Genomic DNA, 15,856 nt, shown 5'->3' with positions numbered 1-15,856 from the left:
GGTCATGAACATCAAAGCATTATCTCTCCCAAATGTTCTTGACAGCATTTTGTATATATAGTAAATTCAAAAGAAATTGAATAATCTAAACTCTTATCGAGAGAGGTAGAGGGAATGGCCCGATGACACCTCAGCAACCTTCATTTGTTTCAAACCAATGAAAAGGTGCTAATTCCACAAGTTTGTGAACTTGGAAGATAAGAAGAATGACTCGTCCCTACTTAATCAAAGTCTTCTTCTTAAAGAAGACTTTTTTTTATTTTATATAACTCAAAGGAGCAGTGAAAAACATGTACAAAACTGAAACATATCTGGCTCAATTAGGAAATCGCAGTGAAACGGCGACAGGAACAGTCAATCCGCCGGTATACTTTTCAACAGCTTTTCGCCACGAAGGAATTGGCCAATCGACGGGATTCGACTACACTAGGACAGGTAACCCTACACGCCAGCTATTGGAGCGATCCATCGCCGATCTGGAAAAAGGCGACCAAGGTTATGCCTGCAGTTCAGGAATGGCCGCCATCTCCACTATACTCGCCCTTTTTAAATCCGGTGATGCATGGATTGTCAGCGAAGACCTTTATGGCGGTACATATCGTCTGTTAGAACAAGGTTTTAAAAAATGGGGATTGCAGTGTGACTATGTAAACACATGTTGTTTGGAGGATATCGAAAAAGCCATCACTCCTCACACGAAAGCCATCTTCATCGAAACTCCCACTAACCCTCTTATGCAGCAAACGGACATTAGCGCCGTTGCCGCATTGGCCAAACGAAATAATTTATTGTTAATCGTTGATAACACTTTTTACACGCCTCTTATTCAACAACCCATCCTGCTTGGAGCGGATATTGTGATTCACAGTGCAACCAAGTATCTCGGTGGTCATAATGATGTGCTTGCCGGACTGATCGTTGCCAGCGGCGCTGAATTATGTGATTCACTTGCCTTCCATCATAATGGTACTGGAGCTGTCTTGAGCCCATTTGATTCTTGGCTGTTGATGCGCGGAATGAAAACCCTGGCATTGCGGATGGAGCGTCATGAAAAGAATGCCAAGATACTTGTAGATTACTTATCTGAGCATGATTGTGTTACGGACGTATTGTATCCCGGCAGAGGCGGCATGATTTCTTTCCGTATCATTGATGAAGCGGCGGTCAACCCATTTTTACAATCGCTCTCATTAATTTCCTTTGCAGAAAGTCTTGGAGGGGTTGAAAGCTTCATCACCTATCCTGCCACACAAACACATGCCGATATACCGCTTGAAGTCAGAACGGCAAATGGGGTTTGTAATCGCCTGCTCCGCTTCTCCGTTGGCATAGAGGACAGCGATGATTTGATTGATGACTTGCAGCAGGCATTCGCACATGTAAAAAGGGAGGCACTACGATGACAGGTCATGATTTTAGCTTTGAAACGAAATTACTTCATAATCAACATAAATTCGATCCGGCAACGGGCGGTGTGAGCGTCCCCATTCAGCATGCATCGACTTTCCATCAATCCGATATCGATCAATTCGGCAAATATGACTACAGCAGAAGCGGGAACCCTACTCGCGAGGCACTTGAAGATATCATTGCCGAACTTGAGGAAGGCACTCACGGCTTTGCCTTTTCATCAGGTATGGCTGCCATTTCAACAGCCTTCCTGCTATTGTCTGCCGGGGACCATATCGTCATTTCCGAAGATGTGTATGGCGGAACGTTCAGGATGGTCACAAGCGTATTGACTCGTTTCAATATTGAGCATACCTTCGTTGACATGACGGACCTTGAAAGCATCAAAGCGGCCGTTCAGCCAAATACCAGGGCCATATACATCGAAACGCCTTCAAATCCGTTACTTAAAGTGACCGATATTCAAGCCGTATGTGATATCGCCAAAAAAGCCGGTGCCTTAAGTTTTGTTGATAATACATTCTTGACGCCGGCATTGCAAAAACCACTGAATCTGGGCGCTGATGTTGTCCTTCATAGTGCGACGAAGTTTTTATCCGGACATAGTGATGTAGTAGCTGGGCTTGCGGTAGTGAAAGATCCGGAATTGGCAGGAAGACTCGGTTCCCTTCAAAACTCCTTTGGAGCGGTACTTGGTGTCCAGGATGCCTGGCTTGTAATGAGAGGTTTGAAAACCTTGTCAGTTAGAATGGAACATTCACAAAAAGGGGCAGAAAAGATTGCAGCCTACTTAAAGGAGCAGCCCTTGGTGAAAAAAGTGTATTATCCCGGCCTGGCCGATCATCCACAGCACACCATCCAGAAAGGCCAGTCACTTGGAGCAGGGGCGGTCCTATCATTTGAATTGGAAAGTGAGGAAATCTTCCGTTCCTTCGTGAACACTGTCGAGCTCCCTGTTTTTGCCGTAAGCCTAGGAGCGGTCGAATCTATATTATCCTACCCGGCCAAAATGTCCCATGCTGCCATGCCTGCTGATGAAAGGGAAAAGCGCGGCATCACGAACAGCTTACTTCGTCTCTCTGTCGGACTTGAAAATCCGGACGATTTAATCAAGGACTTCGATGCGGCCCTCGTTAATATTGCAAAAGGGGAAGCAATTGCTGCAAAATGATGCAAGGGAAAAGGGTGCCTCATTATTAATACATTTTCAACCCAGTCATAAAAAAAGGCCATCGATTTCCCGATGGCCTGACTCTCATTTCTTCATATTATATTTATCCAGGAAGCGATCCACCCGTCCGCCTTTTTCAGCAAACTTCTGCTTTCCAGTATAAAAAGGGTGCGTATCCGAACTGATTTCCACTTTTAATAATGGATACGTTTGGCCGTCTTCCCAAACGATCGTTTCATTGGACGTTTTCGTGGAGCCTGTCAAAAATTTATACCCACTGTTGGTATCCATGAATACCACTTGTTGATAATCGGGATGAATTTCTTGTTTCACTATTATCACCTCATAAGTCAGTATAGGTATATGTTAAACGTAATGATTACTATTATCAATCATTATGCTTGAAGGTACCAAAAACGGCACCCTCATTATAGTTTATCTTGATTTTCCACCCTTATTCAATTGTGTTCAGCCAGCCATGCCTTTATGCGGACCAGCCTGTAGTTCATACATTTGATAATACTTCCCTTTTAGTTCCATTAATTCCTCATGTGTACCAAGCTCTGCAATCCGCCCTTTATCAAGTACAAGAATTTGGTCGGCATTTTTTATCGTGGAAAGTCTATGTGCAATGATGAAGGTCGTTCTCCCTTTTTTCAGCACTTCCATTCCCTCCTGGATAATCGCCTCGGTTTCGGTGTCGATGCTTGCTGTCGCTTCATCCAAAATCAATATGGCCGGATTGAATGCAAGAGCACGGGCAAAAGAGATTAGCTGCCGCTGCCCGGAAGACAGCGTTCCCCCTTTTTCGATCACGGGTTCGTCCAGCCCTAAAGGAAGATGCTTCAGCACTTTGTCCCCCCCGACATCTCTTAATGATTTTTCAACCATTTCCCTTGTGATGCCTTTATGATTCAGACTGATATTGGAGGCGATGGTGCCAGTAAATAAATAGGGATCCTGAAGGACGATTCCCATATGCTCCCGAAGCGTCTGATGAGGGATATCCAATATATTCGTGCCATCGATTTTAATTTGCCCTTCACTGCTGTCATAAAAGCGGAACAATAAATTCATTATGGAACTTTTTCCTGACCCGGTATGGCCAACCAAAGCGACCGTTTCCCCTTGTTTGGCGGAGAAGGAGATGTCCCTTAACACATATTCATTATCCTTATAACCAAAAGAAACATTTTCGAATTGCACGTTTCCTTTGTACCTGGATATGCTTTCATCACTGACTGCCAATCCCTGCTCATCCAATAAACTGAATGCCCGCTCCCCTGCAACAAGTGCCTGTTCAAGTTTTGCGAACTGATTGACGATTCCATGAAGCGGATGAAGCAGGCGGCTGATCAAATCAACAATTGCATACATCATCCCTAAAGAAATGGCTGAACTCGCTGTAAGGGAAATCCCGCCGAAATACCAGACGAATGCCATTAGCGCCAAAACCTTAATGACGCCAATCAGGTTTCCGCCCGTCAACGAATTCAAATGTAGCATTTTATTTTGATAGGAATAATGCTCACGGTTCAGGTTTTCAAAGGATTGCTTCGTCTCCTTTTCACGTCCAAATGCCTGAATGATGCTCATTCCAGAAATGGATTCATTGATCATCCCGTTAATATCGCTGACCCGTTCCCGAATGATGTGATTATATTTCGAGGCGAATTTACGGTATACCATCGTCCAGATAGCGATGATTGGAATAAGTAAAGTGCCAATGGCTCCAACATATGGATCCAGAATATACAAAGCAATTAGAACGCCGAAGATATTAATTGTACTCGAGAAAAAGTTGGCGAGCACAGTTACATATAATTCCCGGATCGCTTCCGTATCATTAGTGACCCTGGCTACAACTTTACCCGCTGGCATGTTATCGAAATAACGTATCGGCAGACGGGAAATATGCGTAAATATATCATTTCGCATCTTCTGTATGATTCGGTTCGCCGATTTCTGTAAATAAAAACTCTGCCCATATTGAAAAATGGAGGAAAGGATGACGAGACTAAAATAAAAAGCCACAAGCTTAATGATCCGCGGGATTTCCGGTTGGTAAAACCGCATCACTTCCTGACTCGTCAATTTCACTGCTTGCGCACGTTGCTCTTTCCCGTCTTTCTTGATGATCAATGTTTGGTCTTCCAAAGTTCTGCGCCCATCGATAGGGACATCTTCATTTACGAAGACAAATTGATTGCCAACCTGCAAAACATGGACTTCCCTGCCTTTCTTCTCACCTTTCGAAAAGTAATCGGCCCGTTTATACCAATTTCCACCATACTTAACAGCATCTTTTCCTTTACCCGTTTCATACCAGGAAGATTCGATGCCAAGTATATGTGAATCGATGATTTTCTTGGCAACGAAAGGACCCGTTAAATCGGCCGCTACCGAAAGTGCCAGCATGATTAGGGCGCCAATGATCAATTTTTTATAAAGGGCAGCATAATTAAAAAGTTTCTTTACGACCTTCATGCCTTCACCTCCGTCCCTTCGTCAACCTGCTGTCTTTCATATTGCTCCCTATACCAGCCATCATTCAGCAGTAAATCCGCATGAGTCCCCTCTTCGATGATCTCTCCGCTGTCCAACACGATAATCCTGTCCGCGTGCTGAACGGCTGATAAGCGATGGGTTGTGATGATCGTCGTTTTCCCTGCCCGTTCATTTTGGATATTTTCGATGATCGTCGTTTCCGTATTTGCATCTACAGCGGATAAGGAATCATCCAATATAAGGATTTCCGGATTTTTGATCAGTGCCCTGGCAATCGAGATCCGCTGCTTTTGCCCTCCAGATAAAGCGACACCCTTCTCACCGACGAGTGTCTCAAGACGGTTTGGCAGCATCATTAAGTCCTTCTCAAAATCCGCAAGCCGGATAGCTTCAGCCAGTTCATCTTCCGTTGCATCCATTTTACCGAATAAGATATTTTCCCTAACAGACCTCGAGAATAAAAAATGGTCCTGTGGAACGTAGCCGATCCATTTACGGATATCTTCAAGGTTCAGTTGCTCCAGCGGCATGCCTGCAAAAGCGATTTCACCTGTTCCTAAAGGATATTGCCGCAGCAATTGCTTCACGAATGTCGTTTTTCCACTACCTGTTTTCCCCACTATCCCCAATGTTTGACCGCGTTCAAGCTGAACGGAAATATTGGATAGATTCACAACCGTTGAGGAAGGGTATGTAAAATACACTGAATTGAATTGGATATTTCCCGGATTCGTAATACTCTCCAGCCCCAATGAATTCTTCACATCCGCTTCATATGAAAGGGTATCCTGAACACGGTCTAGCGAAGCATTTCCCCTTTGCATGACATTGATCAGTTCACCCACCGCGATCATCGGCCAGATTAACATGCCTAGGTACACATTGAACGAAACAAGTCCGCCAAGCGTTATGGCCTGTTGAAACACGAGATAAGCCCCATAGCCCAGCCCGATTAAATAACTGATGCCGATGATAATGCTGATCGTCGGATCAAAAAGGGCGTCGATTCTTGCCACGGCTAGATTTTTGCGATATACATCCTCGGTCATTTCCTCAAACCGCTTTTCATCTTCCCGTTCCTGGACATAGGCGCGGATAACACGGACACCTGAAATGGATTCCAGGACCTTGTCATTTAAAGTGCCAAAGGCTGCTTGTGCATCCGTAAAACGTTTGTAAATTTTCTTTACATAGATTTGCATCATCACTGCCATGATCGGAAGCGGTAGCACTGCCGCAATCGTCAACTGCCAGCTGATCGTGGCTCCCATCATGACTACTACAGTAATGGTGAATAGCACCGCGTCAACGAGGGTCAATATCCCGAAACCAGCTGTGAGGGATATTGCCTTTAAATCATTGGTTGCCCTTGCCATTAAATCCCCTGTACGGTTTTTTTCATAAAAGCTCGGCGTCATTTTCAGCAAATGGCCCATAAATCCGGACCTTAGTTTTCGTTCGACCAAGTTTCCGCCGCCGAATAACAAATAACTCCATAAGTAACCAAATAGGTAACTGCCGATCAGTACCATGAGCAAATAAATAAAGTATTTCATGACCCCTTCCTGTGTCATGCTGCCATTGTTCATATCATCGATGGCATTCCCGACAAGTTTTGGCGGGATGACCTCCAAGATATTCACTAGACATAGAAATAAAATCGCCAAGGTGTAACGCTGCCACTGTTCTTTAAAGAACCAGGACAGCTTTTTAAAAATCGCAAACATGAATTCCCCTCCCTTTTGGTCAAACCTTTCACTCGCTAACCGCTTTCCGGATCTCCCGGCTGCAATAAGATATCCAATGTCTTTTGTCTCATTTAACATTCCTCCTATCTTTTATATGGAAAGGATGCTAATGCACCTGTATCCCAAATGCCAAAAAGCCCCCGCCAATTAGCGGAAGCTTTTTTAGATGCGTAATACACATATAAAAGCGCAGGCCGCGAAAATTCCACAACCTGCGCTTTAAAATGATCAATGAACACGTCGGATCTCTTGTCTAGAAAGACAAGGTCTCAGGGCAGGCGGACGTATGATATTCGATTATGACATCACTGTGCTTAACTGATTTAGTCATGACGTTCGCCTCCATTTTCATTAATTAATGGTAATATTTAACTTATGCTTAAAGATTACTACGTTTGCATATCTTTGTCAATTGCGACTTTTCTAGATTATTGATGGATAATCCTTTATTCTTATAAGAATGACGTAACCTAAGGAGGTTCAGCATATGCAATGGAGAAAATATATACTCCTGGCGGTACCCTTTTTATTATCAGCCATTTTCATCTTATTTGCCGTACCGATCCAATATAGATTTTTATCCTTCATTCCTGTGTTTCTTTTCTGGATAGTTTATTATATTTTATTGTACCGGGAAAAGAAGAAGAAAAATAACCGATGACATCACCTTGGGGGCGTTGCAAATGCAACGCCCCTTTCTTGACGGCTCTGCATATAATGATCGAAAAACATTCGTGGTGATTGTATGCTCTCCCAATATTTACAGAAGCTGATGGGCAAACACCCTGCCAAAACAAAACCCATCATCGATGCTGAAAGATATGACACGCTAAAATCCCGTTTACAAAAAGAGCTCTTTCAGCCTTTTGATGAGTCAAAAGCTTTTTTTCCTGAAGAAACCGCTCTTATAAAAACCATTCGAACCGAGACGGCTGCCTTGAACCGGAACAATATCACAAGAACACAAGCATATCTTGCCTTTTACAATCGTAATCCAGAAGTACATTGGGCTTTTTTAGCACATATGGTTTCGAGGAATGGAGGATACCATATGACTGACTTGAAAAGTTCAACCATGACCCATCTCCTTGACAGAGAGGAACGGCAGAAATTTTTCCTGTTCCTTGAGCGCGCCAATTCAGCGATATTTGCAGATGCCTTCCCCCAGCTTCTTTTATATGAACATTCTAAACAAAAAGAACTTCCGCTAAGAAGGTATTTACCAGTATTCCGCATTTCAAGATTCATGGCCCCGATTTGGGAATCTTTCATCGAAGAGCCCCATTCACCCCTTTTGACAACGGCCCTTATCATCAATGAACAAAGAATGCTTCAGGAAAGGATATTAAAACGCACCCGTCATGGTGAAATCCTCCGCAGGCTTGATTTTCAGCTTCAGGAATACTTAGGCTTCATGAAAGTGATCTTTCCTTATGCAAACAAGCAAAAAGGACTTCATTCCTTGACAGGCCTTACCGTCGAACGCTTTGCCGACCCGAAACAGCGTATTGAAACGGGGAAATTTTTATATCAGCTTCTTTTTCAGCATCCGGCGGTTTTCCGCGGTGTTGGCCAATTTACAAAAGAGATTCACCACACGGGTTCCAGAGAGGATTACTGGGGAAGCATATATACCTCCGATGCATCCACCTCAAAAGATGATAAAGTCTACAGCCCCACTCTTCATGATGCATGGGAAGATCAACTATTCTTTCCTCCCCATTCCTTTGATTGGTTCACGAATGAAAGCTTCATAGAAGATTTACGAAGCTTACCGATCATTAAAAAGGCGGACCTGACCAACGAGGTGCTCGAAAATGTCAAGCAGCTCAAAACCCTTAACGGAATGAAAGCCATTTTCTAGCATGAAGCCTCTTACTTTGAATATCCCATCCCCCATTTGGCAAGAATGGTTAGCAAAAAGAATGGGTGAATCAAATGAGAGGCATTGTACTATTGAATCCAAATTACAAAATCGGGGATTTACATACGGATGAAAGCTTTGCAATCCAAAAGATTGTGACGGACAAGTATATAGAAGAGAAGAATATTTCCCCGGTCATACTGAATCCGTATCAACTCCACCCTTATTACACCATCCCGCATGAGCTTCTATTCAATTTACAAAATAAAAAAATGGGGCAAATCGATTGCCTTGTGCTTCACTCTCTAGAAACGATCGAGCGTTTCATCTATATATACCCTGAAAAATGGCTTGAGCTATGCGGATATTTCAATGAGATCATCAGTGTCGCGACTCAAACTCCCGTTAGGAAATATGAAGCAAATTAATGCTTATCATGGTACTTAAGTCATTGTGAATGGATTCTAAGGGTTTAAAGTCATTTTTCATTCATTTACAAATTCCAAGCACTTTGGTCACAGTAGCGACTCATATATGCATCTCTCCTCATGATTGTCGCTGCGGGGCTTCACCCTCTCCTTATCTATTAAAACCCCTTCGAACTCATTGGCCTTTATATTTATATCAATTTTCCCAATTATGAGATTACTAGGAATTATATAACTACAAAACAATCTTTTGGAAATATAGATAAATTTACGGATAAAGCATAGAAAAATAAGTTAATTTTATATATCATTGGAGATAGGAATTTTCTTATTTTTTACTATTACTAGAAAGGAATGTTAATGATGGCCAAAGAAAAAAAGAAAAAAACCCCAATTCCTTTCCGACTGAACTTTATGTTCTTTTTAATATTCATTTTATTTTCAAGCTTAATAATCCGGCTTGGGATCGTCCAAATCGTATATGGGGATGATTACCTCCGTGAAGTCGACCGAACGGAAAACGATGTGGCCAATACCCCCGTTCCCCGTGGCAAGATGTATGACCGCAACTTTAATCCGGTCGTTGATAATGAGCCGCGTAATGCCATCACTTATACGAAATACCCGAATACGAAAACGGCCGATATGGTGAAGACGGCAGAGGTCCTTGCTACCTTGATAGAAAAGGATATCAAAAAGGTGACCCTGCCGGATAAAAAGGATTTTTGGATTTTAAAACATCCGAAAGAAGCCGATGCCTTGATCACCAAGGCCGAGAAGAAGAAAGTAGTCGAAAAGAAACTGGAGCAAAAAGATTTATACAAGCTTCAAATGGAACGGGTAACCGATGAGAATATCAAGGAATTCAGCAAGGATGAATTGGAAGTGATCGCCATCTTCCGGGAATTCAATAGTGGCTATGCCCTCGCACCGTCGATCGTGAAGAATAAAGATGTCACCACTGAGGAATTCGCCAGGGTCAGTGAACATTTGGATGAAATGCCAGGCGTTGATGTAACGACGGATTGGGAAAGGACCTATAAGTACGACGAAACCCTCCGCTCGGTTCTTGGCAAGGTCTCTTCTTCCGAAGAAGGCATCCCCAGTGAAAATATCGACTATTATCTGGCACGCGACTATACCAGGAATGATCGGGTCGGAAAAAGTTATATCGAAAAACAATATGAAGATGTCCTCCGCGGCCAAAAGACGCGGATTGAAAATGTGCTGAGCAAAGGGGAAGTCATCAAAACGAATACCCTCACTGAAGGGCAAAGCGGAAAAGACTTGATCCTTACAATTGATATGGAGCTGCAGCAGCAGGTTGAAAAAATCATCGAGAGCGAATTACGCAGATCCAAGGCCAAAGGAAATACCTACTTATTGGATCGTGCCTTCGTCGTTTTAATGGACCCGAATACAGGCGAGGTGCTTACGATGGCCGGCAGGCAATACGGCCGTAACAGTAAGACCGGATTGACCGAAATGAACGATTTTGCCCTTGGAAACATTACGACCTCCTATACGATGGGGTCATCTGTTAAAGGGGCTACGGTCTACACGGGCTTTCAGACTGGAGCCATTTCCCCGGGATCGGCTGTTTACGACCAAACACTTTATTTAGGAGGGAACATTAAGAAAAAATCTTATAGCCCTTTAGGGTATGTAACGGATGTCACCGCGTTAAAGAAATCGTCGAATGTCTATATGTTCATGACGGCAATCAAAATTGGCGGCGGGCATTATGTTCCAAATCAGCCGCTAGGAATTAATCGAGAAGCCTATGCGATCATGCGGAATCATTTTGCCCAATTCGGATTGGGTGTCCGTACCGGCATCGACCTGCCTAACGAATCAGTCGGATTTAAAGGCGTCGATTCGACAGATGGATTGCTGCTGGATTTATCGATCGGGCAGTTTGATACATATACCCCAATGCAATTGGCACAGTATGTTTCGACGATTGCAAATGGCGGAAAAAGGCTTGAGCCACATATGGTCAAGGAAATCAGGAATCCATCCAACGAACATAATGAATTGGGCAGCGTCTTTAAAACAATGAGCCCCAAAGTGTTAAACGATTTAGGCGGGAAAGACGTTTGGATCCAGCGTGTCCAGGAAGGATTCAGACAGGTTGCCCAGGAGCCAGGCGGGACGGCATATAAATATTTCGGCGGGAAATCCTACCGTGCGGCAGCAAAAACGGGTACTGCCGAGGCCTTTTACGACGGACCGCGGAGAGATCAATATAGCGCACCGGTCCCAACTATCAATCTGACGCTTGTAGGTTATGCACCTCACAATAATCCGGAAGTGGCATTCTCTGTCGTCGTCCCTTGGGTGTATCAAGGCCAGCCTTCTGATGATATTAACAAACGGATCGGGCGGGATGTAATGGACGCCTACTTTAAATTGAAGGAAAAAAGAGCAAAAGGTGAATCTGATGCAGATAAGGCAGTAGAAAGCACTCAATGATGTTTACAAAAAAAGGCCTGCTCGATTACGAGCAGGCCTTTTTTTGTAAACATTTATTCCAGCTTTTGAACGAATTCCTTATAAAGGACCCTAAGTGCATCTCCCCTGCTGATGATGCCGACAACTTTATCATTTTTGTCCACGACGGGGATTTTCTTGAAATGATGCTTGGAAAGTACCTTTATCAATTCATCTAACGGGTCCTCGGGGGATAGCTTTGTAATCTTTTTATTTTTAATGATTTGTGAGACTTTATCATTCATTTTGGATGTAACCTTTTCATCCAATTCTTCACCGGGAAGAACCGTAATGTAGGTGAAATATCCCATGATGGCTTCCTCAGCAGGGGTCAAATAACGAAGGATATCCCCGTCCGTCACCATTCCCAATAACTTATCATGTTCATCCACAACGGGGACCCCGCCCACTTTATTTTCGATTAAGATCCGCAGAATTTCCTTTAATGTAAAATCAGGACGGGCTACGTAGACTTCCCTTATCATGAAATCCTTAACTAACATATTACCACCCCTTTTTTAGGTTTATACGTTCTGTTATTCATCTCTCCTGTATTGATACCCTTACTTACTCTATTTAAAAACCCTAGCCGCCTTAACTGCCTTTTTCCAGCCATTATATAAATCCTTCCGTTCCTGTTCCTCCATCCCGGGTTCGAATTTCTTATCGACTGCCCACAGCTTTGAAATCTCTTCCTGATCTTTCCAATATCCGACAGCGAGCCCAGCCAAATACGCTGCGCCTAACGCTGTCGTTTCACTAATAACCGGTCTTTCGACTGGTACATTCAAGAGGCCGCTTTGAAATTCCATCAAGAAGTTGTTTTTGACAACGCCGCCATCGACCCTCAATGCCTTTAGGTTAATCCCTGAATCGACTTCCATGGCCTTAAGGACATCTTTTGTCTGGTAGGCCAACGCTTCCAATGTTGCCCGGACGAAATGCTCCTTCGATGTCCCCCTTGTCAGTCCGAATACAGCTCCCCTGACATCACTATCCCAATAAGGGGTACCTAATCCAACAAATGCGGGAACTACATAAACACCATCGGCTGAAGTGACCCGCAAAGCATACTTTTCACTGTCCTTCGGATCATGTAAGAGTTTCAGCCCATCCCTTAACCATTGTATGGCCGAACCTGCGACAAAAATACTGCCTTCCAAGGCATATTCGACTTTTCCATTCAGCCCCCATGCAATCGTGGTCAAAAGGCCATGCTCTGATTTCACTGCCTTTTCTCCTGTATTCATCAGCATAAAGCATCCGGTGCCATACGTATTCTTAGCCATTCCTTTTTCAAAGCATTCTTGGCCGAACAAAGCGGCCTGTTGATCTCCCGCTGCTCCGGCAATCGGGATTTCGTGTCCAAAGAAATGATGTGGCGCTGTATTCCCGTATATCTCCGATGAAGAACGAACATCCGGGAGCATCGATTGCGGCACTTGCAGGATTTCCAGCAGCTCTTCGTCCCACTTCAGGTCATGAATGTTATACATCAGCGTCCTTGAAGCATTCGAATAATCGGTTACATGTGCTTTACCACCCGAAAGTTTCCATATCAGCCACGTATCGATCGTACCAAACAATAAGTCTCCGTTTTCAGCCTTTTCCCGTGCCCCATCTACATGGTCGAGAATCCATTTCACCTTTGTACCGGAAAAATAAGCATCAATCAACAAACCGGTTTTCTGTAAAAATAAGTCATCGAGACCCCCATCCTTCAATTGCGTGCAAATTTCGCTTGTCTGCCGGGATTGCCAGACGATGGCATGATGGATCGGCTGACCTGTTTCCTTATCCCATACAACGGTCGTCTCCCGTTGATTCGTTATGCCAATTCCAGCGATCTGTTCAGGCTTTACATTCATTTCCGATAGACAGGAAGCGATTACCGATAGGATGGAACCCCAAATTTCATTGGCGTTATGCTCCACCCATCCAGGATTTAGAAAATATTGGGTAAATTCCTTTTGGGCAATATGCAAAACTTCCCCGCTTTTATTAAATAAAATGGCCCGGGAACTTGTCGTTCCCTGGTCCAATGATAATATGTAAGTCTCCATGGCTGTCTCCTCCTACACTTAAGAAAAGGTTCATTTCAGCTTAAGTGTCATGCTGTTTTTCTTCCTACATTTTACTAGATATACCCGTGAAAACAAAAAATATATAAATTACGGCGGAAAATTGAAAAATATTGGCAGGTTAAGAGTTTATCTTTTACAATGAAAATAAGATTGATAGGAGGAATGGAAAATGAATAACCATGAAATAGATTTTAAATTATATGGAGATGACATGCAGTTTGTTGAAGTGGAATTGGATCCTCAAGAAACGGTGATTGCCGAAGCTGGAAGTTTAATGATGATGGAAGATCAAATCAAGATGGAAACCATCTTTGGCGATGGGTCTTCGAATGGTGACAGCGGAATGATGGGTAAGCTATTCGGTGCCGGGAAACGGCTCCTTACTGGTGAGAGTCTTTTCATGACGGCGTTTACAAATGAAGGACGAGATAAAAAACACGTTTCATTCGCCTCGCCTTATCCAGGTAAAATCATTCCGATGGATTTAAGCGAGCTAGGAGGGAAAATCATTTGTCAAAAAGACGCTTTCCTGGCGGCAGCAAAAGGAGTTTCGGTCGGAATTGAGTTTCAAAGAAAAATAGGGGCAGGCTTCTTTGGCGGTGAAGGCTTCATCATGCAAAAACTTGAAGGAGATGGAATGACCTTCGTTCATGCCGGCGGCACGATCCATAGAAAGGAATTGGCAGCAGGAGAAATCTTACGCGTCGATACAGGATGTTTAGTGGCAATGACTAGCGGGGTAGATTATAATATTGAAACTGTAAAAGGCGTGAAAACCGCTTTATTCGGAGGCGAAGGTTTATTCTTTGCAACATTAAAAGGACCCGGAACCGTCTGGGTGCAATCTTTGCCATTCAGCCGGCTTGCCAGCCGTGTATTTGCTGCAGCGCCGCAAAATGGAGGATCATCCGAGGAAGGCAGCGTGGCTAGAGGCTTATTCAATTTATTCAACGATAAATAAGAACCGGACCAATGGCTGCCATCATGGCAGTCATTGATCTCTTTTGAAAAGGATGGGTAGCTACATGCAGCTTGTTAAGTGGTCCTACATGAGAGGCTATAATATCAGGGCAATTTTTGATCAATTCCCGAATTCGCCTGTTATTTTCCGAAAAATAAGAGATTACTATTTTGTTTATACCATTCACTGGACAGCTGCCGATCCCCCTATCGGCATAAAAGAGCTTGAAGAAATGGAACAGCTGCTCAACCGTGAGCTCGGGACTGAACTGCAATATCTTTATCGAAAAAAATGAGGTCACTCCTCGTACATCATTTTTCTTGTCATGCCTCCATCGATGATAAGATCCGCACCCGTAACGAAATCATTTTCCGTTGCCGTCAAATAAAGACAGGCCCTTGCAATATCTTCCGGTTTGCCAACCCGATTGGAAAAATGCTGCTGGTGATCTTTATCCCTCAGCGATTCATAATCTCCCGTTTCAATCCACCCCGGAGAAATCGAATTGACCGTAATATTCTCTTTGCCTAAAGAAGCGGCAAGTGCATGTGTCAGTGCTTTGATCCCTCCTTTTGTCGCTGCATATGATTCCGAATCCGGCTCAGACATCTTCGCTCTGGTTGATGCTAAATTGATGATTGCACCTCCCTTTTCATTTTTCCGCATCGCTTCTGCCACGGCCCGTGAACAAAGGAAAACACTGCGCAAATTCGTATTCGTCATATCGTCCCATTCCTCAATCGTCAGATCATAAAGCGATTTGAATAATGCCTTACCTGCATTATTGATTAATATATCAATGGTCTTATATGTTTTTAGAGTTACATCCATCAAATGTTGAATGTCAGCTTCCTTGCGTACATCCGTTTTGACGAACATGGCTTCATGACCGTTACTTTTGAGCTCTTCCACATACAGAAGACCTTCCCGCTCGTCCAAATCTGCGAGAACGACTGAAGCGCCGCTTTCTGCATATCCCTTTGCCACGCCTCTCCCTATACCATTCGAAGCGCCTGTTACAATCACCGTTTTATTTTTGAAACCCATTATTTCATCCTCACTTTCACAGATTTGTCCCTATCATAATATCCAATTCGCTTCACTTCAAACAATTTCCTATCATCAATAATCAGCAGGACCCTTATATTTTTCTAGCTGCCCTAAAGTAATGTATGATAGATAGTAACAA

Annotated in this window: 14 protein-coding genes and 1 riboswitch; of the genes, 8 read left to right on the top strand and 6 right to left on the bottom strand. The window is 43.5% G+C overall.

Translation table 11 applies throughout. The annotated features are described in order from the left end of the window. Window positions 1-90 precede the first annotated feature (90 nt). A riboswitch (SAM riboswitch) is annotated at window positions 91-204 on the top strand. 86 nt (window positions 205-290) lie between these two features. Beyond that, window positions 291-1,403 (top strand): methionine biosynthesis PLP-dependent protein, encoded by a 1,113-nt coding sequence (locus J7E52_RS02355; protein ID WP_214743510.1) that lies wholly within the window; start codon window positions 291-293, stop codon window positions 1,401-1,403. After that, window positions 1,400-2,581, top strand: coding sequence for a cystathionine beta-lyase (metC, locus tag J7E52_RS02350; protein ID WP_214743509.1), 1,182 nt, complete (start codon window positions 1,400-1,402; stop codon window positions 2,579-2,581). The genes J7E52_RS02355 and metC overlap by 4 nt, the downstream gene beginning before the upstream one ends. Window positions 2,582-2,665: 84 nt before the next feature. Here metC and J7E52_RS02345 read toward each other — a convergent pair whose 3' ends face one another. The 3 genes from J7E52_RS02345 to J7E52_RS02335 form a co-directional block, all read right to left on the bottom strand. Continuing rightward, entirely contained in the window at window positions 2,666-2,914 is a 249-nt protein-coding gene (locus tag J7E52_RS02345; RefSeq protein ID WP_134782924.1) for a type B 50S ribosomal protein L31, read from the bottom strand. Between the two features lie 135 nt (window positions 2,915-3,049). Next, window positions 3,050-5,068 (bottom strand): ABC transporter ATP-binding protein, encoded by a 2,019-nt coding sequence (locus J7E52_RS02340; RefSeq protein ID WP_214743508.1) that lies wholly within the window; start codon window positions 5,066-5,068, stop codon window positions 3,050-3,052. After that, window positions 5,065-6,816, bottom strand: coding sequence for an ABC transporter ATP-binding protein (locus J7E52_RS02335; protein WP_214743583.1), 1,752 nt, complete (start codon window positions 6,814-6,816; stop codon window positions 5,065-5,067). Before J7E52_RS02335 ends, J7E52_RS02340 begins: the two co-directional genes overlap by 4 nt. 508 nt (window positions 6,817-7,324) lie before the next feature. On the opposite strand from J7E52_RS02335, the gene J7E52_RS02330 reads away from it, so the two are divergent. From J7E52_RS02330 to J7E52_RS02315, 4 genes are all read left to right on the top strand, one after another. Next, window positions 7,325-7,498, top strand: coding sequence for a hypothetical protein (locus J7E52_RS02330; RefSeq protein ID WP_214743507.1), 174 nt, complete (start codon window positions 7,325-7,327; stop codon window positions 7,496-7,498). Window positions 7,499-7,582: 84 nt separating this feature from the next. Further along, window positions 7,583-8,701 carry a DUF2515 family protein gene (locus J7E52_RS02325; protein WP_214743506.1) on the top strand — a complete coding sequence of 373 codons (1,119 nt, stop codon included), beginning with the start codon at window positions 7,583-7,585 and terminating at the stop codon, window positions 8,699-8,701. Window positions 8,702-8,775: 74 nt separating this feature from the next. Continuing rightward, entirely contained in the window at window positions 8,776-9,129 is a 354-nt protein-coding gene (locus tag J7E52_RS02320) for a hypothetical protein (protein ID WP_214743505.1), read from the top strand. 363 nt (window positions 9,130-9,492) lie between these two features. Next, window positions 9,493-11,604: a penicillin-binding transpeptidase domain-containing protein gene (locus J7E52_RS02315; protein ID WP_214743582.1), complete on the top strand. Its 2,112-nt coding sequence runs from the start codon at window positions 9,493-9,495 to the stop codon at window positions 11,602-11,604. Between the two features lie 53 nt (window positions 11,605-11,657). Here J7E52_RS02315 and J7E52_RS02310 read toward each other — a convergent pair whose 3' ends face one another. Together J7E52_RS02310 and glpK are read right to left on the bottom strand one after the other, a co-directional pair. Then, the gene (locus J7E52_RS02310) at window positions 11,658-12,125 is read right to left on the bottom strand and encodes a CBS domain-containing protein (protein ID WP_214743504.1); all 468 of its coding nucleotides are present in this window, start codon (window positions 12,123-12,125) and stop codon (window positions 11,658-11,660) included. A 69-nt stretch (window positions 12,126-12,194) separates the two neighbouring features. Continuing rightward, on the bottom strand, window positions 12,195-13,685 hold the full coding sequence (glpK, locus tag J7E52_RS02305; protein WP_214743503.1) for a glycerol kinase GlpK: 1,491 nt from the start codon (window positions 13,683-13,685) through the stop codon (window positions 12,195-12,197). A gap of 190 nt (window positions 13,686-13,875) precedes the next feature. On the opposite strand from glpK, the gene J7E52_RS02300 reads away from it, so the two are divergent. Next, window positions 13,876-14,667 carry a TIGR00266 family protein gene (locus J7E52_RS02300; RefSeq protein WP_214743502.1) on the top strand — a complete coding sequence of 264 codons (792 nt, stop codon included), beginning with the start codon at window positions 13,876-13,878 and terminating at the stop codon, window positions 14,665-14,667. 64 nt (window positions 14,668-14,731) lie between these two features. After that, the gene (locus J7E52_RS02295; RefSeq protein ID WP_214743501.1) at window positions 14,732-14,962 is read left to right on the top strand and encodes a hypothetical protein; all 231 of its coding nucleotides are present in this window, start codon (window positions 14,732-14,734) and stop codon (window positions 14,960-14,962) included. A gap of 2 nt (window positions 14,963-14,964) precedes the next feature. On the opposite strand, the gene J7E52_RS02290 is transcribed toward J7E52_RS02295, so the two are convergent. Next, window positions 14,965-15,714, bottom strand: coding sequence for a glucose 1-dehydrogenase (locus tag J7E52_RS02290; protein WP_214743500.1), 750 nt, complete (start codon window positions 15,712-15,714; stop codon window positions 14,965-14,967). Between the last annotated feature and the right edge of the window lie 142 nt (window positions 15,715-15,856).

Origin of the sequence: Bacillus sp. ISL-34, assembly GCF_018613325.1 — a bacterium.
In the GTDB taxonomy this organism is placed as follows: Bacteria; Bacillota; Bacilli; order Bacillales; family DSM-1321; genus Peribacillus.
The sequence above is the reverse complement of the archived record's forward strand: the minus strand, read 5'-3'. Positions and strand labels throughout refer to the sequence as shown.

Bases quoted from the DNA above. Each gene is read 5' to 3' on its own strand.
- J7E52_RS02295 (WP_214743501.1), top strand. From the start codon at position 14,732: ATGCAGCTTGTTAAGTGGTCCTACATGAGAGGCTATAATATCAGGGCA.
- J7E52_RS02355 (WP_214743510.1), top strand. From the start codon at position 291: ATGTACAAAACTGAAACATATCTGGCTCAATTAGGAAATCGCAGTGAA.
- J7E52_RS02340 (WP_214743508.1), bottom strand. From the start codon at position 5,068: ATGAAGGTCGTAAAGAAACTTTTTAATTATGCTGCCCTTTATAAAAAA.
- metC (WP_214743509.1), top strand. From the start codon at position 1,400: ATGACAGGTCATGATTTTAGCTTTGAAACGAAATTACTTCATAATCAA.
- glpK (WP_214743503.1), bottom strand. From the start codon at position 13,685: ATGGAGACTTACATATTATCATTGGACCAGGGAACGACAAGTTCCCGG.
- J7E52_RS02335 (WP_214743583.1), bottom strand. From the start codon at position 6,816: ATGTTTGCGATTTTTAAAAAGCTGTCCTGGTTCTTTAAAGAACAGTGG.
- J7E52_RS02310 (WP_214743504.1), bottom strand. From the start codon at position 12,125: ATGTTAGTTAAGGATTTCATGATAAGGGAAGTCTACGTAGCCCGTCCT.
- J7E52_RS02330 (WP_214743507.1), top strand. From the start codon at position 7,325: ATGCAATGGAGAAAATATATACTCCTGGCGGTACCCTTTTTATTATCA.
- J7E52_RS02315 (WP_214743582.1), top strand. From the start codon at position 9,493: ATGGCCAAAGAAAAAAAGAAAAAAACCCCAATTCCTTTCCGACTGAAC.
- J7E52_RS02320 (WP_214743505.1), top strand. From the start codon at position 8,776: ATGAGAGGCATTGTACTATTGAATCCAAATTACAAAATCGGGGATTTA.
- J7E52_RS02300 (WP_214743502.1), top strand. From the start codon at position 13,876: ATGAATAACCATGAAATAGATTTTAAATTATATGGAGATGACATGCAG.
- J7E52_RS02290 (WP_214743500.1), bottom strand. From the start codon at position 15,714: ATGGGTTTCAAAAATAAAACGGTGATTGTAACAGGCGCTTCGAATGGT.
- J7E52_RS02325 (WP_214743506.1), top strand. From the start codon at position 7,583: ATGCTCTCCCAATATTTACAGAAGCTGATGGGCAAACACCCTGCCAAA.